The organism is Mesonia sp. K7, assembly GCF_003233725.1.
Taxonomy (GTDB): Bacteria; Bacteroidota; Bacteroidia; order Flavobacteriales; family Flavobacteriaceae; genus Mesonia.
Genome location: NZ_QKQV01000009.1, coordinates 35,349 through 58,168, shown reverse-complemented (window position 1 = coordinate 58,168; position 22,820 = coordinate 35,349). Strand labels below are relative to the sequence as shown.

The 22,820-nt window shown below is 36.4% G+C and carries 23 protein-coding genes; 11 read left to right on the top strand and 12 right to left on the bottom strand.

The window, feature by feature from the left end; all coding sequences use genetic code 11:
* Window positions 1–16 precede the first annotated feature (16 nt).
* Window positions 17–1,324, top strand: a complete 1,308-nt coding sequence (gene tyrS, locus DNG35_RS07815) for a tyrosine--tRNA ligase (RefSeq protein ID WP_111127584.1) — start codon at window positions 17–19, stop codon at window positions 1,322–1,324.
* Window positions 1,325–1,469: 145 nt separating this feature from the next.
* Here the strand turns inward: tyrS and DNG35_RS07810 are convergent, their stop codons facing one another.
* The 4 genes from DNG35_RS07810 to DNG35_RS07795 form a co-directional block, all read right to left on the bottom strand.
* Window positions 1,470–2,453, bottom strand: a complete 984-nt coding sequence (locus tag DNG35_RS07810) for an acyl transferase (RefSeq protein ID WP_111127582.1) — start codon at window positions 2,451–2,453, stop codon at window positions 1,470–1,472.
* A gap of 85 nt (window positions 2,454–2,538) precedes the next feature.
* Window positions 2,539–4,281 (bottom strand): T9SS type A sorting domain-containing protein, encoded by a 1,743-nt coding sequence (locus tag DNG35_RS07805; RefSeq protein WP_111127580.1) that lies wholly within the window; start codon window positions 4,279–4,281, stop codon window positions 2,539–2,541.
* 126 nt (window positions 4,282–4,407) lie between these two features.
* On the bottom strand, window positions 4,408–6,315 hold the full coding sequence (locus tag DNG35_RS07800) for a hypothetical protein (protein ID WP_111127578.1): 1,908 nt from the start codon (window positions 6,313–6,315) through the stop codon (window positions 4,408–4,410).
* Between the two features lie 47 nt (window positions 6,316–6,362).
* The gene (locus DNG35_RS07795) at window positions 6,363–9,134 is read right to left on the bottom strand and encodes a TonB-dependent receptor (RefSeq protein WP_199489107.1); all 2,772 of its coding nucleotides are present in this window, start codon (window positions 9,132–9,134) and stop codon (window positions 6,363–6,365) included.
* A 182-nt stretch (window positions 9,135–9,316) separates the two neighbouring features.
* On the opposite strand from DNG35_RS07795, the gene DNG35_RS07790 reads away from it, so the two are divergent.
* A complete protein-coding gene (locus tag DNG35_RS07790; protein ID WP_111127574.1) occupies window positions 9,317–10,000 on the top strand; it encodes a response regulator transcription factor in 684 nt (227 codons plus the stop codon).
* Window positions 10,000–11,052, top strand: a complete 1,053-nt coding sequence (locus DNG35_RS07785) for a cell wall metabolism sensor histidine kinase WalK (protein WP_111127572.1) — start codon at window positions 10,000–10,002, stop codon at window positions 11,050–11,052. Before DNG35_RS07790 ends, DNG35_RS07785 begins: the two co-directional genes overlap by 1 nt.
* Here DNG35_RS07785 and DNG35_RS07780 read toward each other — a convergent pair.
* Window positions 11,017–12,078 (bottom strand): glycosyltransferase, encoded by a 1,062-nt coding sequence (locus DNG35_RS07780; RefSeq protein ID WP_111127570.1) that lies wholly within the window; start codon window positions 12,076–12,078, stop codon window positions 11,017–11,019. The genes DNG35_RS07785 and DNG35_RS07780 overlap by 36 nt on opposite strands.
* 69 nt (window positions 12,079–12,147) lie before the next feature.
* Between DNG35_RS07780 and trmB the strand changes: the two genes are divergently transcribed.
* From trmB to DNG35_RS07740, 8 genes are all read left to right on the top strand, one after another.
* Window positions 12,148–12,822: a tRNA (guanosine(46)-N7)-methyltransferase TrmB gene (gene trmB, locus DNG35_RS07775; RefSeq protein ID WP_111127568.1), complete on the top strand. Its 675-nt coding sequence runs from the start codon at window positions 12,148–12,150 to the stop codon at window positions 12,820–12,822.
* An 8-nt stretch (window positions 12,823–12,830) separates the two neighbouring features.
* On the top strand, window positions 12,831–13,451 hold the full coding sequence (locus DNG35_RS07770) for a LysE family translocator (RefSeq protein ID WP_111127566.1): 621 nt from the start codon (window positions 12,831–12,833) through the stop codon (window positions 13,449–13,451).
* Window positions 13,452–13,781, top strand: coding sequence for an MGMT family protein (locus DNG35_RS07765; protein WP_111127564.1), 330 nt, complete (start codon window positions 13,452–13,454; stop codon window positions 13,779–13,781).
* Between the two features lie 101 nt (window positions 13,782–13,882).
* Entirely contained in the window at window positions 13,883–15,013 is a 1,131-nt protein-coding gene (locus tag DNG35_RS07760; RefSeq protein ID WP_111127562.1) for an Mrp/NBP35 family ATP-binding protein, read from the top strand.
* A gap of 7 nt (window positions 15,014–15,020) precedes the next feature.
* On the top strand, window positions 15,021–15,269 hold the full coding sequence (locus DNG35_RS07755; protein ID WP_111127560.1) for a NifU family protein: 249 nt from the start codon (window positions 15,021–15,023) through the stop codon (window positions 15,267–15,269).
* Between the two features lie 13 nt (window positions 15,270–15,282).
* A complete protein-coding gene (locus DNG35_RS07750) occupies window positions 15,283–16,335 on the top strand; it encodes an NAD(P)/FAD-dependent oxidoreductase (protein WP_111127558.1) in 1,053 nt (350 codons plus the stop codon).
* A gap of 38 nt (window positions 16,336–16,373) precedes the next feature.
* A complete protein-coding gene (locus DNG35_RS07745) occupies window positions 16,374–16,727 on the top strand; it encodes a four helix bundle protein (protein WP_111127556.1) in 354 nt (117 codons plus the stop codon).
* Window positions 16,728–16,757: 30 nt separating this feature from the next.
* Window positions 16,758–17,087, top strand: coding sequence for a 2Fe-2S iron-sulfur cluster-binding protein (locus DNG35_RS07740; RefSeq protein WP_111127554.1), 330 nt, complete (start codon window positions 16,758–16,760; stop codon window positions 17,085–17,087).
* 130 nt (window positions 17,088–17,217) lie between these two features.
* Here the strand turns inward: DNG35_RS07740 and DNG35_RS07735 are convergent, their stop codons facing one another.
* The 7 genes from DNG35_RS07735 to DNG35_RS07705 form a co-directional block, all read right to left on the bottom strand.
* Window positions 17,218–18,240, bottom strand: coding sequence for a transporter (locus DNG35_RS07735; protein WP_111127552.1), 1,023 nt, complete (start codon window positions 18,238–18,240; stop codon window positions 17,218–17,220).
* 74 nt (window positions 18,241–18,314) lie between these two features.
* Window positions 18,315–18,530 carry a hypothetical protein gene (locus DNG35_RS12150; protein WP_146228845.1) on the bottom strand — a complete coding sequence of 72 codons (216 nt, stop codon included), beginning with the start codon at window positions 18,528–18,530 and terminating at the stop codon, window positions 18,315–18,317.
* A 231-nt stretch (window positions 18,531–18,761) separates the two neighbouring features.
* Window positions 18,762–19,529: a DUF3050 domain-containing protein gene (locus tag DNG35_RS07725; protein WP_111127548.1), complete on the bottom strand. Its 768-nt coding sequence runs from the start codon at window positions 19,527–19,529 to the stop codon at window positions 18,762–18,764.
* Window positions 19,530–19,534: 5 nt separating this feature from the next.
* Window positions 19,535–20,713, bottom strand: coding sequence for an acyl-CoA dehydrogenase family protein (locus tag DNG35_RS07720; RefSeq protein ID WP_111127546.1), 1,179 nt, complete (start codon window positions 20,711–20,713; stop codon window positions 19,535–19,537).
* Window positions 20,714–20,795: 82 nt separating this feature from the next.
* On the bottom strand, window positions 20,796–21,512 hold the full coding sequence (locus tag DNG35_RS07715) for a tRNA1(Val) (adenine(37)-N6)-methyltransferase (protein WP_111127544.1): 717 nt from the start codon (window positions 21,510–21,512) through the stop codon (window positions 20,796–20,798).
* A 72-nt stretch (window positions 21,513–21,584) separates the two neighbouring features.
* On the bottom strand, window positions 21,585–22,112 hold the full coding sequence (rimM, locus tag DNG35_RS07710) for a ribosome maturation factor RimM (protein WP_111127542.1): 528 nt from the start codon (window positions 22,110–22,112) through the stop codon (window positions 21,585–21,587).
* Window positions 22,113–22,123: 11 nt separating this feature from the next.
* Window positions 22,124–22,687, bottom strand: a complete 564-nt coding sequence (locus tag DNG35_RS07705; RefSeq protein ID WP_111127540.1) for a 30S ribosomal protein S16 — start codon at window positions 22,685–22,687, stop codon at window positions 22,124–22,126.
* Window positions 22,688–22,820: the final 133 nt, after the last annotated feature.

Sequence of the window (22,820 nt, the reverse complement as noted above, 5' to 3'; positions counted from 1 at the left end):
AAAAAGAAAATTTTAGATGAAAGTAAATTTAGTAGAAGAATTACGCTGGCGCGGAATGATTCACGATATGATGCCAGGAACCGAAGAGCAATTGCAAAAAGAGGCAACAACGGCTTATATTGGTTTCGATCCCACTTCAGACTCATTGCATATTGGTAGTTTAGTACCTATTATTTTATTGGTACACTTGCAAAAAGCAGGACATCAACCTATTGCTTTGGTCGGTGGAGCAACGGGTATGATTGGTGATCCTTCCGGGAAAAGTGACGAACGTAATTTACTTGATGAAGAAGCTTTAGCTAAAAATGTTGCGGGTATTAAAAATACCTTGGCTCGTTTTTTAGATTTTAAGGACACTTCTGCAACTTCTCCTATTTTAGTAAACAACTATGACTGGATGAAGAATTTTTCTTTTATCGATTTTGCACGTGATGTAGGAAAACGAATCACCGTAAATTATATGATGGCAAAAGACTCCGTAAAGAAAAGATTGTCTGGTGAAGAAGGAACAGCAGGAATGTCTTTTACCGAATTTACTTACCAACTTATACAAGGTTACGATTTTTACCATTTGTATAAAACCTATAACTGTATGTTGCAAATGGGCGGAAGCGACCAATGGGGAAATATTACTACAGGAACAGAGTTGGTGCGCAGAATGACCGATGAAGAAGGTGCCAAAGCTTATGCGATGACTTGCCCACTCATCACCAAAGCTGACGGTTCTAAATTCGGAAAAAGTGAAGGTGGGAATATTTGGTTGGACGCCGATAAAACTTCGGTATATAAATTTTACCAATTTTGGTTGAATACTTCTGACGAAGATGCCGAAAAATATATTAAGATATTTACCTTCTTAGATCAAGACACGGTAAATGCTTTGGTGCAAGAACATCAAGAAGCTCCGCATTTGCGTGTTTTACAAAAAGCCTTGGCCAAAGAAGTGACGGTTTTTGTACATTCACAGGAAGCTTTCGAAAATGCAGAAAAGGCATCGAGCATTCTATACAGTAAATCTTTTAAAGAAGACATCAAAACCCTTGACGAAGCCACTTTTTTAGACGTATTTGAAGGCGTTCCTCAGGCTGAGATCTCTAAAGCAGATTTTGAAAAAGGCTTGGATATGATTGCCGCTTTAGCAGCAAAAACCAATTTTTTAAGCAGTAATGGCGAAGCCAGAAGAGCCTTAAAAGAAAATTCGATTGCGGTCAATAAAGAAAAAGTACGTGAAGATTACCTGTTGACTTCAGAAGACTTCATCAACGATAAATATATTGTCATTAATAAAGGGAAGAAGAACACCTATATTATAAAGGTGGGATAAAAAAAGAAGTCCCAAGAAAACTTGGGACTTCAAACTAACTAACCAATCTATTATGAAAAAACTTTCATCTTAGCATTTAATAAGACGAAATAAAAATAAAAAAATTACAGCTAAATTTAATTATTAACAAATTTTAACGAAATTCCTATAAAACCAAGAGGTTGCAACCTCTAATGTCGCTGTTGTCAAAACGTCCTAAAACTTCAAATTGAGTGTTGTTGAGCTTTTTTCCGAGGTCTTGTGTAGCGATAAAAGAGCAAGAATATAAATTGGCTAAATCGATGACGTTAATTCCTCCGTTTTGTTGTTCCGCTTTAAGTGAAAAAGGATCTTCTGGATCGCGAATGAGTACTTTCATATAATTGGGCGTTTCAAAAATACCATCTCCTTTAGAATAGGCTTGTGAAAGTAATTCGGTCATTCCGTATTCGCTGTGAATTTTTGGCACACCAAAACCTTTTTTTAGAATTTCGTGCAACTCTTCACGAATCATTTCTTTTCTCCTTCCTTTCATTCCACCGGTTTCCATAACAATGGTGCTTTTAAGTGAAAAAGAAAACTCTTCGACTAAATCGAGTAAGGCAAAAGAAACCCCAATCAGTAAAGTAGGGATTTTTTTTTGTTCTAACTGATGAAGTTTTTGTGTTAATTCTTTTCTGTTGTCGAGATAAAATCCACTTTCGGGATACTTGCTTTTTTCGATAAATACTTTAGCCATTTGCACCAAGGATGAACCTTCTCTCTCTAGATATGATGGTAGTAAAGCAAGAACTGCAAACTCAGAAATAGCACCATAAAAATGTTGGAATGTTTTTAAAAAGCTTTTTTCGTAAAGCGAATAATCATACACAAAGTGTTTGCTTGTATTTTGTGAAGTCGTTCCGCTGCTGGTGTAGGTTTTCTGGTGCTTTGTATTGGGTTGTGTGGTGACTTGGTGTGTTTTAAAAAACTCAATTGGCAGAAAAGGAATTTGATCAAGTGATAAAACTTTCGTAGGATTTAGTTTGAGGTGATGACAATATTCTTGATATACCAAGTTATTTTCATATTGAAACTCAAAAACTTCGAGAGCGGTTTCTTCAAAGGCTTTTTCGGAGTTGATGTTAAATATTTTTTGTTGTAATCCCATCGAAAAATTTATCCTCACAAATGTAAAAAAATAAAAAAGGCGTCTCGGTAAAGAAACGCCTTTTTGTATAATGGAGTTATGGTGATTACCTCACGATTAATTTTTTTGTAGCTGTCGTATGGTTGTTTTCAACTTTTACGATATACATTCCGTTAGTTAAGCTAGAAACATCTATCGTTTTGTTTTCTAACGATTGAGAAATTACTTGCTTTCCTAAGATATCAAAAATGGTAACTTGAGCATTTGGGCTCTCGTTCATTTCGATGGTTAAAATACCTTGTACAGGGTTAGGATACATCACAAATTCTAATGCAGCCACATTGTTGGTGGCGATAGAAGCATTAAAATCTGCTAAAGATCTTGGTGTAAATTGTGCACTGCCATTAAATTCTGCAGCAATACCTACAATATTGGTATAAGGAGTATCTTGAATTACAGTTCCGATATAATCAGCATCAAAAAAATTTGTTCTTAATACTATTGTAGGAGCACTGGTATCAGCAACGGTATAATTTGTACCTGTTGCAAAAGTAGTGGTTCCATCTCCTTCGGTAATGACAACATTTTGAAATGCTATCAATTCAGACTCATAGTCGTCATAATTACTGCTAAAGTCTGAAATAGTGACAAATTGAATAGCAATACTGTTTCCTGTTGAACTTGCAGGAGCAGTATCTTGTGTAGGTACAAATTGTAATACTCCATTAAACTCAGATAAAGTACCAGTAATATTTGTGATGCCATCAAATTGGTTATACGTCGTAGTGATAGTTCCTGCCTCATCATCTATTAGAATAGCTGCTGTAGCATCTTGTATGTATTTTTGATTTCGATAGGCTTGTTGATAAGTTAAAATAGCTTCTCCAGTAAGTTCAAATTCTTGGTTAGTACCTGAAACTTGAGCTCTTAAAGTAGCGATATCACCCACTTGCATCACAGGAGAACATAGCGGTGAAGTAACATTTCCTGTAATATTACAGTTGCCACTTACACTTGTAATGGTATAACTGACATCGGTTCCTTCAACAGCATTTACAATAATTACACCGGTAGCACTTGTTGAAGGATCGTTAGAATTTGCCATATCTACAGTTCCTCCAACTACCGTTGGGATATAAGTATCTGTTCCACCGCCCGTAAAAGAAGCAGTAATTGTATAATTATCTGTTCCAGTAGTTTCTGTATCACAAGAGACATCTGTAATAGTAATAACTAATGGGCAAGAAGTTGTTCCAGGTACAAACGTCCCAATACCAATGATTGATTCAAAAGTACTTCCTCCTTGACAAGAGCCTTCGCCATTTAATGCACCATTGTTAAATGTCCAATCGCTTTGGTTAAAACTCCCTGTTGCTGTTGTGCCATTATTTCTTTTAGCATAACCATCTTGATATTCCCAAGGCATTCCTGATCCATCTTCAGCATTTACACCATATTGATCTATAACATTACTTGTTGCATCTTCAATTATTCTTATCCCATCATCTCCATTGTTATTAGCAACATTATCTTCAGAAGCATTTGTGGCAGAAGGAAACTCTGTTGGAAAAACTTCTGTAGGTGTTGTTGTATCACTGTAGATATAAATAAAGTCATCTGTTACTGTTCCAAAAGCAGCTAAATTGGATGGGCTACCCCAAGAACCACCATTTGATTGTTTCTCCATTGAGTATAATGAGAAGTCTACTGTGCCGTCTGCATAAACTTCAATCACTTTGGGATTACCTCCAGAGCAATCTCCATCTGCAATCATGGTGATAATAGGTGTCTGAGCAAATGATATTGCTGAAACAAAAATCAAGCTAAATAAAAATGTAATTTTTTTCATGTTTTATGTTTTTAATTCAAACAAAGATAAGCATTAATCTAAAATCTTGCGAATCATTAACTTAATCGTAACAATAAAAAAAGGCTGTAAAAATACAGCCTTTTAATTTATAATCGAGTGAGCAAATTACTCTACCCAGCTAAAATCTGTTTCAACAGTTGTTGATGAACTATAAGTAGTGGTTGTACTCGCATCTGCACCATCTATTTGTACATTGCTCAAGTCTCCACCATCGACCATATCAACATTAGTAGCATAACCAATTAAAGTTAAGCCCGTAATAGTAGCTCCAGATTGTTTTTTAAACTGTAGCCCAATTCCACCAGCTGTCGATACCGCAGTAAAATTGTTGATGCTCGGGTTTGCATTCGTTCCATCAGCTTCTATAGCTGTTGAGAAATTAGAGTTAGTGTGTTTTACAAAAATGTTAGAAATTGTTCCGTTCCAACCTTCTGTCCAGTCGACAGCATCATCCTCTAAATCTTCAACATAAATATTCGTTGCGCTTACCGTTCCTCCAAAAAATTCAACACCGTCGTCAGCACCACCAATAAAAGCGATGTTTTCAATAGTCGTGCCTGAACCTACTGCATATAGGGATAAGCCGTTGTATTGTGACTCAGGATTAATTTGAGCTCCAGATTGCTTAATAATTAAATATTCAATAGAACCTGAGCTGTCAGAGTCATTTGTTCCTCCGTAGATTAAAGAACCTACTTCAGCTTCTGCATTTATACCCGCAGTGGTAGTAGCATCACCTAATATAACTATTCCACCCCAAGTTCCTGCTGTATCAGGACCCATTACTACAGGATTTCCAGCTTCTCCTTGTATTTCGATGTCACCACCCTTTTGTACGGCAATGTAAACATCTGTCCCAGTAGCGGTTACAATATTTGTTCCAGCAGGAATAACTAATTTTGCTCCTTCTTCAACACTTAAAATTCCAGAAAGTCTATAAGAGATTGCAGGGTCTAAAGTTAGAGTGTTTGTAATTTGACCACTTAAAATCTCTTGGTTAGCAGCATCTTGAACCCATTGGAAATCTGAAATATTTACGGTTGCAGGCCCAGTATAGGTCATATTTGGATCAGACTCTAATCCGTCTATAGTTACATTACTAGTTGCTCCACCGTCAACAAAGTCTAAAGAAGTTTCATAACCATTAAGTGAAAGTCCTGTAATAGTCGCTCCAGATTGTTTCTTAAACTGTAAAGCAATACCTCCAGTTGTAGAAACAGCTGTAAAATTGTTAATAGTTGGGTTAGCGTTAGTTCCGTCTGCTTCGATAGCTGTTGAGAAACCTTCAATATCATGTAAAACATAAGTATTGGTTAGCGTCCCATTCCAACCTTCTGTCCAGTCAACTGCATCATCTTCTAAGTTTTCAACATAAATATTAGATGCACTCACGGTTCCACCAAAGAACTCTACTCCATCATCTTGTCCACCTAAAAAAGCAACATTGTTAATGGTCGTTCCAGAACCTACAGCATACAATGATAAACCATTATACTGAGACTCTGGATTGATTTGAGCTCCTGAATCTTTAATAATTAAGTACTCAATAGAACCCGAGCTATCAGAATCGTTTGTTCCTCCGTAAAGAAAACTATTTACTTCAGCCTCTGCATCTATACCTGCAGTTGTAGTGGCATCACCTAAAATAACTAAACCACCCCAGACACCATCTCCTTGTGGTCCCATCACGACTGGGTTAGAAGATGTACCTTGAATCACTATATCAGCTCCTTTTTGAACTGCGATTAGAACACCAGTACCTGTACCTGTGTTAATTCTAGTTCCTGCAGGAATAGTTAAAACGGCTCCACTCTCAACGCTAAGAGCTCCATTTAAAGTATATGCAGTTGAGGCGTCTAAAGTTAAATTTTCTGTAATAGAACCGGTTAGTTCTGTTTCAACCCCTGGATCATCATCACCAGTGCTGTCATCGTCGTTACTACAGCTAATAGCTGTCATACTTAAAATTGTAGCCGAAAATAAAATCGACAGGTTTTTGATTGCTTTTTTCATTGTGTTAGAATTTTAAAATTAAGTTCAAAAAATTAAATTATTGGTTATTAAAATTTATATGAAAGCCCTAAAGAGAGGTCAATTCCTCTAGTATATGAACTTACTGTTTCTGTACGCTCGATACCTTGTTGAGGTCTAACGTTTTGTGTTCTTTCAATTTCTGGATTCAGTATGTTGTTTGCTCTAAAGTTTATACTTAGGTTTTCGTTTATTTGCTTAGAGAGTACGGCATTCAAAGTCACAAAACCTTTTTCAATAATTTCATCGGCATAAAATTCATCTTTTATAGTAACTTGTGTGGGACTACCGACTGCAAAAAGATTATCCGAAGCATAATTGGCGGAAAGGTTAGCGTTAAATTCATTTTCGTTATTTGTAGAAAAATTTAAAGTCGCATTGACAATGTATTCAGAAGCACCTTGCAAACCAGTTTCATCCTTAAAATTATATTTATAGGTTTTAGTTAATACCCCATCTTCATTATAGACATCTTTTAAGTCTTGATTATGCCACATTCTGGTAAAGTTTAAGCCGCCATCTAGAGTTATACCTTCATCTTTTTCATTTTTAACAATTCCGATATTGGCATCTAATTCGATTCCATAAACTGTTGCTTCGTCACCCGCATTTTCATAGGTTAAGTTTCCTGCAGAACCAGGTTCTAAAATCTTACTAATAGGATCTTTAATTATTTTGTAAAAACCAGTCGCTGAAATCAATTCTGCATTGGTTGGGAAGAGTTCCCACTTTAAATCTATATTATAAGCGTTGCTAGCTTCCAATTCTTCATTTCCTTTAACAACTTGACCTCCTGGTTCTACATATTCAAAAGGTGCTATTTCTTTAAATTCAGGTAGCGTTATGGTTTTGCTGGCTGCCAAACGTAGGTTTTGATTATCTTTTAATGCAAATTTTATATTTAAAGAAGGATAAATGTTGCTGTATTCTTTGATCACAGAGGAAGGTCTGTTGGCTGTTTCTAAAAAGTTATTCACATCCCAATCGACATCAATCTCATCTCTTTGATATCTTGCTCCTGCATTGAAGTTAAATTTATTGAAGGCGTAGTTTACAGCAGCAAAGCCAGCGCCCGAATTTAATATTCCCTCATAGACGTCTGCTTTTCTTGTAGTGGTAGTTAGTGAACCGTTATTTATATTTTCTTGTGTAATTGTCCCACTAATATTGTCTATAGAAGAAGGGTTAAGATCGCCATTAACACCATAAAATTTGGATTCAAAATCTCGTGTTTTATTTCTGTAGTTACCCCCGACAGCTATTTTTAGAGACGAAACAGTATCTTTTTCAAAAACTAAGAATTCATTTTTGAGAATTGCATTAAGTTCTTTGTCTTCAATGTTTTGATATGACTTTCTTTGTTGGTAACCACCTGTTCTACCAAATTCAACAAGGTCTTCTTTAAAATTAATTTCATTTCTAATACGATTAGGTTCGTCTGCATTTACCATGTTGTACCCGACTGCCCAGTCTATATTGTTTCTTTCACCTATTTGATGTTTTCCTATAAGTTGATTAACCCAAAGACGGGTTTGTCTTATATTTTGATCTCTAATAAATTGACTTAAAGATCGATCATGGTCATCTTCTTCCATCACAAGTCCTTCACCGTTTCTTCCAAATTCATTTACTTCGTCAGAAACACGATTTATCAAATAACTCACAGCTCTTAAGCTGTTATTTTCATTAAAATTATAATCTAAATTTACTAAAGCAGAAGTCGAAATTTGCTTTCTATATCTCGTAGCATCACTAAACCTAGCTTTAATTTGGTTTTCTTCAAACTGTTGGAAAACACCTGTTCTGTAATCATATTCATTCTTATGAGTAGCGGTTAAAAAGGCTTTAAATTTTTCTCCAAACTTTTTTCCAATATTAAAATTATACTGAAAGTCTAAAGGTACCCCTTGTGTTTCAGGATCCCATCTTTGTTGTGTAAGCGCATCTTCTGTAGATAACTCACTAGAATAAAAACCAAAGTTGATATCTTCCATACCTGCAGAACGCATGAACTCTCCATTTTGCTCCATAGCATTGGTATTAAAACCAACTCTTGTTCCAAACCCAAGTTCTTCAGATCCATTTAAGCCTCTAGATACAATATCAACGCTTCCGGAAACTTGATCTGCGGAATGCATGGAAGAATAAGTCTTACTAATACCAACACTTGAAACAACTCTCGTAGGAAAAAGATCAAGACTGATATTTTTTCTTTCTATATCGTCCGAAGGAATAGGTAATCCATTCATGGTTGTATATAAATAACGGTCACCTAAACCTCTTACATACACATCGCCCGAAGCTTCGCTACTTGTTACCCCGGAGATTTTGGTGGTGGCCGTTGCCGCATCACTCACACCCATCTTGGCAAGTTCTACAGAACCAATACTTTCTTTGATATCTACCGCTTCTTTTTGGTCTAATAAAAGGGCAACCTCCGAATCACGGCGAGCCACAGTCTTAATCACAATCTCGTCTAAAGCTGCTGCACTTGCCCCTAAACTGGTATTTACTTCGGTTACTTTATTGGCGGTTACCACTACGTTGGGTACTTCTACCGTTTCGTAACCAATAAAGCTAAACACCAAAGTATAAGTTCCTACTTCTACGTTTTCGATTTGGTATAGACCATCGAAATCGGAAGTAGTACCTTTGGTGGTGTTTTTTATTTGCACATTAGCAAAAGGCAACGGTTCGTTATTCATTTCTTTGTCGCCAAGTTTTCCAGCAATTGTTCCATACTCTTGGGCATAACCAACTGCTGAGATTAAAATTAAAAGGTTAAAAATTAGTCTTTTCATTATCTGTTTTATTTACGCTGCAAAGAAAATGCAGTCGTCTGCGAAAGGTGTTACGCCTTGGTTAAAAGTGGGGCGGGTTAATGTTAGGAAAACGTTAGCTGTGTTAAGGAGTTTTCAAAATTGTTAACTTATAGTAAATTATATTATCTTTATTTTTACAGCCGAATTGAAAACCTACTATCATGAACAAAAATGACATTACCATACTTTTAGTAGATGACGAACCCGATATTTTAGAAATCATAGATTTTAACCTTTCGGCGGAAGGTTACCACGTGATTACTGCAGAAAATGGTATAGAAGCGGTAAAAAAAGCCAAAAAGAAAAAACCACACCTTATTATATTAGATGTGATGATGCCAGAAATGGATGGTGTTGAAGCTTGCGAGCAAATCAGAAAAATACCTGAACTCGAGCATACCATCATTACTTTCTTAACCGCACGCAGTGAAGATTATTCGCAAATGGCAGGTTTTGATGCAGGGGCAGACGATTACATCACCAAACCTATCAAACCAAAAGTTTTGGTAAGCAAAGTAAAAGCTCTTTTAAGAAGAGTACACAATGAAGAAGATAATACCAATATTGTAGAAATAGGAAATCTTACCATTAATCGTGATGAGTATAAAGTAATTAATGGGAAAGAAGAGATTATTTTACCGAGAAAAGAATTTGAATTATTATCTTTACTAGCTTCACAACCCGGTAAGGTTTTTAAAAGAGAAGATATTCTCAATAAAGTTTGGGGTAACGAAGTAATTGTGGGTGGAAGAACCATCGATGTACACATTAGAAAACTTCGCGAGAAAATAGGTGATAAAAAGTTTAAAACCGTAAAAGGAGTAGGGTATAAGTTTGTAAATTAATGAGACAAGAGTTTAAGCGATCATATAAATTTGCGTTTATAACTTCGTTATTTATAACTCTTTTTGTTACCACACTTAACCTATTTTATCAATATGCTTACTTCGAGATAGACTTTCCATCAATGGTCATTATCACCATTGCGGTTTTTGTTTTTTCCTTTTTAATTATTCAACTCAGAATCGAATTATTTATTTATCGAAGGATAAAATTTTTATTTGATAAGGTCTCACTTTTAGAATCTACCAATCTCGAAGAACAACCCGTGATGACCGATATGCGAACACTTACGCGGGAAATAGAAAAGTTTGCAGAAGGTAAAAAGGTAGAAATTGAAGCTTTAAAAATTCGTGAAAACTACCGTAAAGAATTTATGGGTAACGTTTCGCACGAACTCAAAACACCGCTTTTTACCGTGCAGGGTTATATTCTTACCTTGTTAGATGGCGCTGTAAAAGATAAAAAACTACGTAATAAATATCTAGAAAGAGCAAGTAAAGGGGTCGATAGGTTAATATATATCGTTAGCGACCTTGATATGATTACCCGTTTGGAAGCAGGAAATCTACATGTCAAAAAAACAAAATTTGATATTGTAGAGTTGATAGAAGAGGTGTTCGATTTAATGGAAATGAAAGCGCACAAAAAGAACATTTCGTTGACTTTAGATATGGATTACGAAAACCCGATTTATGTTTTTGCCGATAAAGAAAAAATACAGCAAGTGCTTACCAATTTGGTAGTCAACTCCATAAAATACGGGAAAGAAGGAGGAACCACAGAAGTAAGTATAGAAAGCCTTATAAAAAGTAAAATTATTGTACGGGTGACCGATAATGGTGAAGGGATTAGAAAAGAGCACATTCCGCGTTTGTTCGAGCGTTTTTTTAGAGTCGATAAAAGTGGCTCACGTAAAGAAGGCGGATCAGGTTTAGGGCTTTCTATTGTCAAACATATCATCGAAGCACATAAAGAAAAAATTTACGTCGAAAGTGATTTTGGTGTAGGAAGCGAATTTTCATTTACGCTCGAGGGTGTAAAAGAACCGGCTTAAGTCTTCTTCTAAATGAAGGTAATAATCAAAACCTGAATAGTTGTTGACATCATTTAGCATTTCTACTTTAAACTGACTTTGCTTACATGTAGGAGCAATTTTTCGCTCATGAAATCTTTCCGCTAAATATTCTTGCTCAGTTTGCCCCGGCGTAGGGATAAAAAAAGCTTTTTTCCTCAACTTGGCTAAATCCATAACGGTAGTATAACCAGAACGGGATAAAATAAGTTGACTCTGATTGATGATTTTTTCTAAATCTTTTCCAGTCAAGAAATTATAAATCTCAAAATTACCTTTCACTTCTTTCTGCAAACAATCCTCTACAACACCTCTTACAAAAGCAATTTTACCAGGGTAAGATTTTAGTTCTTTTAAGAGTTTATTTTCCAATAAGGTTCGTTGAGGTTCTGGGCCTGATAAAACCACCGCCAAATCATATAAAACTTTCTCATCTTTTTTTTCAAACCTACTTATCGGGCCGATATAGTTTATTTTAAACCTTGATCTTTTGAGGTGTCCCAATTTACCACTTAAACTTGGAGAAAAAGACACGTCAGGAACCCAACAATTATCAAATTTTTTGATGTAATGCTGATGTAGCTGAGAACTAATTTTTGTGGTAAGCCCAGAAAGAACATTCAATTGATGCGTGATGATTATACTCTTGAGGTGTTTTTGACGTACACCAAGACGATTGTCTGAAATAATCGCTGAGATTTGTTCTTTTTTACAAATTTCCTGCGTAAGCTTTTTCTCCTGCTGGATACTTTTAAAAATTTGAAAACTCTGTAGTACGATTTTAAACTTAAAAAAAGCTCCTTTTTTGGCGTAATGCACACGATAAGAAGGTAATTGGTAAAATTTTAGAAATTCAAACTCCTTTTTTAGCAGTTGTAAAGCCACACCGTCACTCGCGATTATAGGTTCATAACCTTTTTCCAGTAAAGTGTTTATAACAGGAATGCACCGCGTGGCGTGACCTAAACCCCAATTAAGAGGAGCAACCAGAATTCTATTTTTTTGCATTTACCAAAGGTAATTGCCTATTGCTTCTTTTTATTTTACTTAATTTTACCAAAAAATTAAATAATTGTTGTGGGCAGCAAAAATAAACTCAAACGTTTCAGGGAAAACGAAACCTTTTCTAATGTCGTTCAGCCAACTCGAGAAGAAATTGTAGGAGGAGAGTTTCCTCTAAAAGGAAAATGGGCGAAAGATTTTTTTAAAAACGATTTGCCTATTGTTTTAGAATTAGGTTGCGGAAAAGGTGAATATTGCATCGGTTTGTCGAAGATGTTTCCGGAGAAAAACTTTTTGGGTGTCGATATCAAAGGAGCTCGATTTTGGCGTGGTGCCAAAACCGCTTTAGAAGAAGACAATAGAAGAGTGGGTTTTTTACGTACGCAAATAGAATTGGTTGACCAGATTTTTGCAATAAACGAAATAGATGAAATCTGGATTACCTTTCCAGACCCTCAAATCAAATTTAAACGAGCCAAACACCGATTGACCAATCCAGACTTTTTAAAAAAATACGAGAAAATTTTAAAGCCAAAAGGTATCGTTAACCTCAAAACCGATAGTGAGTTTTTGCACGGTTATACCTTAGGTTTGCTAGAGCATCTCGATTACGAAATCTTACACTCCAATCACGATATTTATAAAAATGAGTACAGCCCAAAAGAGATTGTTGATATACAAACCTTTTACGAGAAACAATACCTTGAAAAAAAGAAACCAATTACGTATATTAGGTTTCGAATAAACTAACTGGCATTTTGTTATTAACACAACTATTCTTAATTACGTTTTTCGCAGCATTAGTAGGTGTTTTACCGCCAGGTTTGGTAAATATGACGGTCGCCAAAACGTGCGTTGAAAAAGGAAAAAGGGCAGGGGTTTATGCTGGTTTAGGAGCTTCAACCATTGTCTTTATACAAGCAACTCTTGCTATTTTAATGGCAAAATTCATTTTTGACCATCCTTCAGTACAGAAAAACTTATTGCGTGTAGGTTTAGTGGTTTTTATCATTCTGGCCATTCACTTTTTTATTGCAGCTAAGAAAAAGAGAACAAAAAAGAAGACCTCAGAAAAAGAAGTGGGTAGAAGTTTCCTTAAAGGAATGATGATTGCTTCACTCAACGTTTTTCCGATACCTTATTTTGTGGCAGTAAGCTCGGCCATCAATAGCAACGATAAGTATATCTACGACAAGACAACCATTTTTTTATTTGCGCTTGCTGCTTGTTTGGGCACTTTTACGACACTCTATATCTATGTGGTTTCGTTTATGAAAATAGAAACCCATACTCAAAAGTTTTCTAAGTTTTCCAACTATTTTATGGCAGCTTTGATGCTGGTTTTAATTTTGGTTACACTTTTCAGGCTTTTTTTCTAAATGAAACATAAAAGTTTTTATGATAAAGTTTATGCGATAGCTCGTCAAATTCCTTACGGGAAAGTGACCAGTTACGGAGCCATAGCCAAGGCGATAGGTTCACCAAAGAGTGCTAGAGTGGTTGGCTATGCGATGAATAATTCATCCGAAAAAGACGTGCCAGCTCATCGTGTGGTCAACAGAATTGGGATGTTAACAGGAAAACACCATTTCAATGGAAGTAACCTGATGCAGCAACTGCTAGAAAGCGAAGGCTTAAAAGTAGTGAATCATCAAATTCAAGATTTTGAGCAACATTTTTGGGATCCGCAAGAAGCGATAAAAACCTAAATTTACACATCAATAATTTCGATCGTCCAAGCCTTAATTATTAAAGCTTTACTTCTTATATTTGCACTTTAGAATAATTCTAATTAATTAAAATTTACTGAATGAAAATTCAAAAAACAGCTATTGAAAAAGCGCTAGCTAAAATTAGCGTTTCGGGAGAAGGACAAAATATGATGGAAAGTGGTGTGATCAAAAACATCAACGTTTTTGGAACAGAGGTAATTGTAGATGTACAATTGGCTACACCAGCAATGCATATCAAGAAAAGAGCAGAAGACGATATCAAAAAAATCATACGACAGGAAGTTTCGCAAGAAGCAGAAGTAAACGTAAATATTACCGTAGAGGCCAAGAAAAATACCAACGAGATCAAAGGAAAAGCTATTCCTGGAATCAAGAATATCGTTGCAGTAGCTTCAGGGAAAGGCGGAGTAGGTAAATCTACCGTGACCGCAAATTTAGCTGTTTCGTTAGCCAAAAACGGATTTAAAGTAGGTTTGCTTGATGCCGATATTTATGGCCCATCGGCAACCATCATGTTTGATGTAGAAAGAGAAAGACCACTTTCGGTCACTGTCGATGGAAAATCAAAAATGAAACCGATCGAAAATTACGGGGTAAAAGTACTTTCTATAGGTTTTTTTACCAAGCCTAACCAAGCCGTAATTTGGCGAGGACCAATGGCAGCAAAAGCACTCAACCAGATGATTTTTGATGCCGCTTGGGGCGAACTGGATTTTCTCCTAATCGATTTACCACCAGGAACAGGCGATATTCATTTGTCGATTATGCAGTCTTTGCCTATTACAGGCAGTGTGATTGTGAGCACACCACAAAATGTTGCCTTGGCAGATGCCAAAAAAGGAGTAGCAATGTTTCAGCAAGAAAGCATCAATGTTCCTGTTTTAGGAATCATAGAAAATATGGCTTATTTCACACCAGAAGAATTGCCTAACAACAAATATTATATCTTTGGAGAAAAAGGGGCTAAAAACTTAGCAGAAGATATAGAAATACCTTTTTTAGGGGAAATACCCTTAGTGCAGAGTATTAGGGAAGCTGGAGATATTGGTAGGCCGGCAGCACTGCAAGAGGACACTCCCGTTGCGGAAGCGCTAAAAGAAATCACCAAAAAAGTGGTGGAACAAACGGTAAGACGTAACAAAAACCTTGCTCCTACTGAAGCAATAAAAATAACGACGATGGCAGGTTGTGCTGCTGTTAATAACTAAGATCAAGATGGCAAATCAAGAACTAAGAGATAATATCGAAAAGGCATTAGAAGAAATCAGACCTTTTTTAAATAATGACGGTGGAGACATCAAACTTATTTCTATAGACGAAAAAAACAATGAGGTAAAAGTACAACTTCAAGGCAATTGTGTAGGTTGTAACGTTAATCAAATGACTTTAAAATCGGGTGTAGAAATGACGATTAGAAAGTACGCACCTCAGATAGAGAAAGTCATCAACGTTGTAGAAGCATAAAAGTTTGTCATTAATGATAAAAACTGATATTCTTATTATAGGAGCTGGTCCTACAGGGCTGTTTACCGTATTCGAAGCGGGTTTATTGAAGTTAAAATGCCATTTAATAGATGCTTTGCCACAGCCTGGCGGACAATGTGCAGAGCTCTATCCAAAAAAACCTATTTACGATATTCCCGCATTTCCAGAAGTTTTAGCAGGTGATTTGGTTGATAATTTAATGGAGCAAATCAAGCCTTTTGAGCCAAGTTTTACCTTAGGGGAAAGAGCAGAAACCATCGAAAAACAAGACGACGGAACTTTTATTGTCACCACCAATAAAGGAACCAAGCATCACGCTCCAGTAGTAGCGATTGCAGGTGGTTTAGGGAGTTTCGAACCTCGTAAGCCTTTAATCGATAATCTGGCTTTTTACGAGGATAAAGGTGTGAGCTACATGATTAAAAACCCAGAGATTTACCGTAATCAGAAAGTGGTGATTTCTGGTGGTGGTGATTCAGCACTCGATTGGAGTATTTTCTTGGCCGATGTTGCTTCAGAAGTAACACTAGTACACCGAAGAAACGAATTTAGAGGTCATCTCGATTCGGTTGATAAAGTAAAAGAACTTAAAGATTTAGGCAAAATCAATCTAATTACTCCAGCTGAAGTAGAAAAAATTTACGGAGAAGAAAAAGTAGAAGGAGTTGTCGTTAAGAGAGGAGACGAAGAAATTAACCTTGCAGTAGATCATTTTATTCCGCTGTTTGGGCTTTCGCCGAAATTAGGACCTATTGCCAATTGGGGATTGGAAATTGAGAAAAATGCCATCAAAGTAGATAACTCATTAGATTACCAAACCAACATTCCAGGAATTTATGCGATTGGTGATGTCAATACTTATCCGGGAAAACTAAAATTAATTCTTTGCGGATTTCACGAGGCAACTTTGATGTGCCAGAGTGCCTATCAACGAATCCATCCAGATAAAAAATATGTCATGAAATATACCACCGTTGGCGGTGTAACTGGTTTCGACGGAACCAAAAAAGAAGCGCCAAAAGCCGTGGTAAAAGCGATAGATTAAACTGGTAATTAGGAAATAGGACTTAGTAATTAGATTTAATGGCAGTTCAAAGGTTTGAAGATTTACAGGTTTGGAATAAGTCGCAAGACTTAGCGGTTAAAACTTTTCAAGAATTTGAAAACTGTAAATTATTCAGCTTGAAAGATCAAATTTTTAGAGCATCTGTTTCTATTTCAAATAATATAGCAGAAGGGTTTGAAAGAAATTCGAATAAAGATTTTACAAGATTTTTATTTATCTCTTTAGGTTCTGTGAGTGAAGTTAGATCAATGCTGTATTTAGCTTGTAGGTTACAAATAATTGATGAACCTAGTTTTAATCAATTAAAATCATTAACCGATGAGATTTCAAAAATGCTTTACGGTTTAATTAAATCTATGAAAATGAACTAACTCCTATTTCCTAACTCCTAACTCCTGATAATTATGGACATAAAAATTACCATCATCGACCGAGAAGGCGAAGCCCATACCGTTGACGCACCAACCGATATGAATATGAACTTGATGGAACTCGTCCGTTCTTACGAACTCGCTCCAGAAGGAACCATAGGTATTTGCGGCGGAATGGCCATGTGTGCTTCTTGCCAATGCTATGTCCTGTCGGAACACAATTTACCCGAAATGACCGATGATGAAGACGCGATGCTTGCCGAAGCCTTTTTTGTACAAAACAATAGTCGCTTGGGGTGTCAAATACAGATCACTTCTGAACTCGACGGACTTCAAATACAATTGGCGCCAGAAGAATAAAGAAACCGTTGAAAAAAGCTTTGTCATCCTGTCCCGCCCCGAGCCCTCGAGATCGGGATTGTTTTAGGATTTTTTTATTGGATAATACCATCTAACTTTTTCAACGGTCTCTTTTGAAACGATCAATTCCTTAGAAAGAATATTGAGTCCCTATGGTAAAGCTTCTTTGCTGTTGCAGTTGTATGCCATTTAGCTTTTGATAAAGCGGTAGATTTATTTCAGCCCCTAATCGTAAACCTTTTAATCTTTTCAAATAAACATTTGCACCCAAGCCATAACCAACAAAAATTCCTCCAGAATTTTCTGTATTGGCAGTTGTAACCATCATCGGCATTAAATCAGGATGTTTGCCTTCAATTCTTTCGGTTGACATAGCCTTTATTCTTCCCGATAGACTTAAAAAATCAGAGGTCTTATAAGCTAACCAAGAAGTTAATAGGTATTGATTACCTGTTTGGTATTCTTCTGTATTCTCGTGTAAGTTTATCAATCCGTTAAGTTGAACACCCCCAGAAAAATTAGTTTTCTGCCATAAATAAGTCAGGCCTATTTCTGTTTGAAAAGACCCAGATCCTAATTGCATAGGATAAGGTAAAAGAACTTCATTGCCTTCAGACATTGCTGTTTCGTCTTTTGTCTCAATAGAGCCTGTCGGAAGTGAAAAACCTATTTTCCCATGGAAAGTTTGGTGATTTTTATTAAAGAACTGATATAATGCTGCTATTTTAATGTCAGACAATCCACTTGAACGAGTCGAAAAATCAGTATCCATACCCATCATTCGCATGGTTAAATCCATATTATTGCTTAAGTAGTTAAACATAGTCATGAGCGTAAGTTTATCTGATGGAGCATACATGATCCCTAACATATGCATGTGCATTTGCATTTGTTTTGGAGCAACCATATAGTTTTCAAAAACCATTTGCTCGTTTATTTCCTCTCCGTCAGATTGTAAATCTTTCATCAGCATATTCATATATCGGTAAGAAAGCATCCATTCATTTTTATGATGCGTATGGTCTCCCATCACCGAAATAGGTGCATGGCCATCAGGTCTATCGCTGCTCCATAAATGATTCTCTTGTTTTTCTTGTGCGTAAAAAGTGCCACCAATCATCAAAGTGAAGGCGACGATAAATATATTTTTCATTGTTGTTTATTGCTTAAATTATGATAATAAAAAGTTTGGGTTCTATGTATAAACCCTTTGATTTTCTACTTTATTTAAACAATAAAATTAGGCGGGTGATCATGTTCTCTTACTTCGAGAAATTTGTATGGGCTAAAGTAAAAAGTAGTGATTTCTGTATGGTCAACTAAACAATCTTGTTTTTTGATTTCTAAAAATTTTACAAACCCAATAGGGTAATTTTCTAACTGTATTCTCGAACGCTGCTCAGACTCATGATCTTCTGGGTTTTGCTTTAAAAGTTGTTGCATCAAGTAGCATTTACCATTACATTTAAGTTGAGGTTGATCTTTGTTGACGCACAGCTTGGTAACAATGTATTGGTAGTTGAAACTATAGTCTAAAACAGGTTCAACTGGCCTCAACATGGCAATAAGATAAATAAGAGTAAATAAAATGGATAATTGCCTATTCAAAACAGAAACGAAGTATAGCGACAAATTTACAATATTCCTTGTAAAATTTAGCTTGAAATAGGGTTTTTAAAGTAGAATTTCTTTCTCAATCTCATCCCAAAGTTCGATGCGTTTTTGGAGTGATGCTATAGACACCTTTTTTACTTCCTCCCACTTTTGGGACTCGTCCCCACAAAGTTCTTCAATCATTTTCAAAGCCATAGGTCCATGTTCGTCTTCGTCCAATTCAATGTGACGGTCAAAATAATACTTAAAAAGGCTTAAATCATCCTTTGGAAAGTTTTTTTGTACTTCTTTTATAATGGATTGAAACATACTTGGAATCAAATCTTCTCGACCAAACGTGAAAGCGGCCGCTATTTGATGAGGTTTTTTCGTGTCAATAATATTAAAGGTGAATTCTAAGAAAATTTTGATGCTTATGGGAATGTCAGATTCTTGAATGAGTAAATAAATGTCTTTTCCACTTTCAATAGCATTGATAAAACGATGGATAATTGTCGTATCCGCACCGCTTTTTTCCATGGCATCTAGATACATTTCGTAATGGCTTTGTCGCTTGCCTTTTTGATTAATGTCCGTTTCTTCTGCTAATACAATTTCATTGATTAGGTACCTTACCTCAGGGTTCCCTACCGGAAACCAAGGGGTTTGTGTATTGGTAAGTGTATTTTGTAGTGCTTTGAGCAGTGACATAAAATCCCAAACAGCAAAAACGTGGTGCTGCATAAAGATGCGTAGGTCTTCAGGGGTTTTTATTTGTGTATATAAAGTATGCTGTAGCAATTGTTTTTGATACGGAGCAATTGCTTGTTCAATATTTTTAATCGACATGTAGTTTATTTAAAAGCAGAAATACCAGTAATATCCATACCGGTAATTAGTAAATGAATATCGTGTGTCCCTTCGTAGGTAATTACACTTTCAAGGTTCATCATATGACGCATAATACTGTATTCGCCGGTAATTCCCATTGCGCCAAGAACTTGTCTGGCTTCACGTGCAATTTTGATGGCCATATCCACGTTATTGCGCTTTGCCATTGAAATTTGTGCTGTCGTCGCTCGGTTTTCATTTTTCAATTGCCCGAGACGATAGGCTAACAGTTGTGCTTTGGTGATTTCGGTAATCATTTCAGCTAGTTTCTTTTGTTGTAATTGGTAAGCGGCAATAGGTTTTCCAAACTGAATACGCTCTTTGGCATAGCGCAAAGCCGTATCATAACAATCCATCGCAGCACCAATGGCTCCCCAAGCGATACCGTAACGAGCTGAATCAAGACAACCCAGTGGAGCCCCAAGTCCGTTTTTCCCTGGCAATAAATTTTCTTTTGGGATTTTCACATCTTGAAAAATAAGTTCTCCTGTAGCCGAAGCTCTTAGTGACCATTTATTGTGTGTTTCGGGTGTTGTAAAACCTTCCATACCACGTTCTACAAGCAAACCGTGAATTCTTCCTTCTTCGTTTTTTGCCCAAACTACGGCAACATCACAAAAAGGAGCGTTAGAAATCCATAGTTTAGCACCATTCAGTAAATAATAATCTCCTTTATCCTTAAAATTGGTGGTCATACCGCCAGGATTAGAACCGTGATCAGGTTCGGTGAGACCAAAACTTCCCATCCATTCACCGGTAGCAAGTTTAGGTAAATATTTTTTGCGTTGTGCTTCGTTACCATATTTCCAGATAGGGTACATCACTAGAGAAGATTGTACCGAAGCGGTGCTTCTTACCCCACTATCACCGCGTTCTATTTCTTGCATGATCAAACCGTATGAGATTTGGTCGAGCCCTGCACCGCCATATTCTACAGGAATATATGGGCCAAAGGCACCAATTTCACCCAGTCCCTTGATAATGCTTTTTGGGAATTCTGCCTTTTGAGCGGCATCTTCTATGATGGGAGAAACCTCTTTTTTTACCCAATCTCTTGTTGCAGTTCGCACTACTTTGTGTTCTTCAGTTAATAAGTCGTCGAGTTGGTAATAATCGGGAGATTGAAATAGGTCTTGCATGATTGTTTTTACGTTAGTTTTTATGTTAGTATAAAATTAAGGAATGAAGTATTGATAAACAATTAAAACCAGATTGAATTTGGAGCTATAATTTTAAATAAAAGTCTTTCACTAGGTTTTTATAAGCTTCGGTGTAGTGATGTCTTTCGGTTTCGATGATCAGTTTGTCTTTTTCTATCGTTTCCACGGAAGTAAAACCAAACTGCAACAAACATCTTTTGATGGGGCTATTTTCGTTGCCTTTTACAAAAGTCACTCTTTTTAAGTTCAGTTTTTCAGCTTTCGCGAAAGCGAGGAAGGTATCATAATGTTGAGAGGGAATAATAGTGCAAAAAACCCCGTTCTCTGATAGCAATTGGGAAGTATGCTTTAATAATTCCTGAAAGGGAAGCGCCTTGGTAAAACGAGCTTGGTCGCGACGATCGTTTGCTGACGGAAAAGCATCTTCATAAAAGGGCGGATTGCTCACAATCAAATCGTACTTATCCTCTATTTCTTCTGCAAATTCGTCTAAACTGGCGTGGTAACAAAATAGTCGGTCGTTCCAATCACTGGTTTCAAAATTTTCGACACATTGTTCATACGCATCTTCTTCAATTTCGATGGCATCAATGATTTCAGCACCGCTTCGTTGTGCCAACATCAAAGCGATTACGCCAGTTCCTGCACCAATATCGAGTATAGAATAAGTGGTTTTTGGTATTGAAGTCCAAGCGCCAAGCAAAACACCATCGGTGCCAATTTTCATCGCACATTTATCTTGCTGAACTGTAAATTGCTTGAACTGAAAAGGCTTACTCATTCCTAATTCCTATCTACTAATTCCTATCTACTAATTCCTATCTACTAATTACTAATCCCTAATTACTAATTACTATTCCAAATACATGGTTATCAAACCTTCTGGAGTATTGAGGTAAATAGTATGATTGTCTTTATCTAGTTTCTCGATAAAATCATCGTTGATAGGAATAAGAATTTGCTTTTCTTGGTAAGAAATATCAAATAGTGGTTGTGCCGAGTTGTCGATGACACTTTTGATGATTCCAATTTCGCCGTGAGCTTTATCGATCACTTTAAAACCGATGATTTCGTGGTAATAAAACTGGTCGTCGTCTAATTCGGGAAGCATTTCTAACGGTAGATAAACTTCTTTTTTAAGCAAATCGTTAGCATCTTCTTCGGTGTCGATATCTTCAAACTTTACGCGAAGCAACTGACTTTTTTGCAGTGAAATTCGATCAATAAAAAAAGGAATCAGATTTTTGCGGTATTCCACAAAAACTGATTCCAATTCTAAATACTGTTCAGGGTCATCACTATCTACTTTGATAAGTAATTCGCCTTTAAAGCTAAACTTACTAACGATTTTACCCAAATAGAAGCAATCTTCTTTTTGCATCGTTAGGTGCCTTAAGCTTCTTTGCTCTCTTCTGTACTTTCTTCAGCTGGAGCTTCCTCAGCATTTTCTACTTCAGCAGTAGCTTCTGCTTCGGCAGCTTCGGCCTTAGCCTTTGCTGCTTCTTCAGCTTCTTTTGCTTCAGCTTCACGCTTAGCATTAGCTTCTTTTTCTGCTTCAAGCGCCTTAGCTTTGGCATCTTCTTGTGCCTTGGCTAAACCGTCTTTTTTAGAAGCGATTTTCCCTTCTTTTTCTTCCAACCAAGCATTGAACTTTTCTTCTGCTTGTTCTTCGGTTAAAGCACCTTTTCTAACACCACCTAACAAATGGTTTTTTAGTAAAGCACCTTTGTAAGAAAGAATTTTTTTGGTAGTATCTGTAGGTTGAGCCCCATTTTGCAACCATTTTACAGCGCTATCTACATCAAGTTCGATAGTTGCTGGGTTGGTGGTAGGGTTGTAAATACCAATTTTTTCTAGGTATTTACCGTCTCTTTTTGCGCGCGCATCTGCCGCTACTACCCAGTAAAAAGGCTTTCCTTTTTTACCGTGTCTTTGTAATCTTAATTTTACAGGCATAACTGATTAAATTTTGAGGTTCTCGACCTCGATTATTAATAATTTTGCAAAGATACGTTTTAATTTCTTATTGGAAACAAATATTATTTTAAAATTTCTTTTACATTTGTAAAAATCAAATTGTAACGCCCTA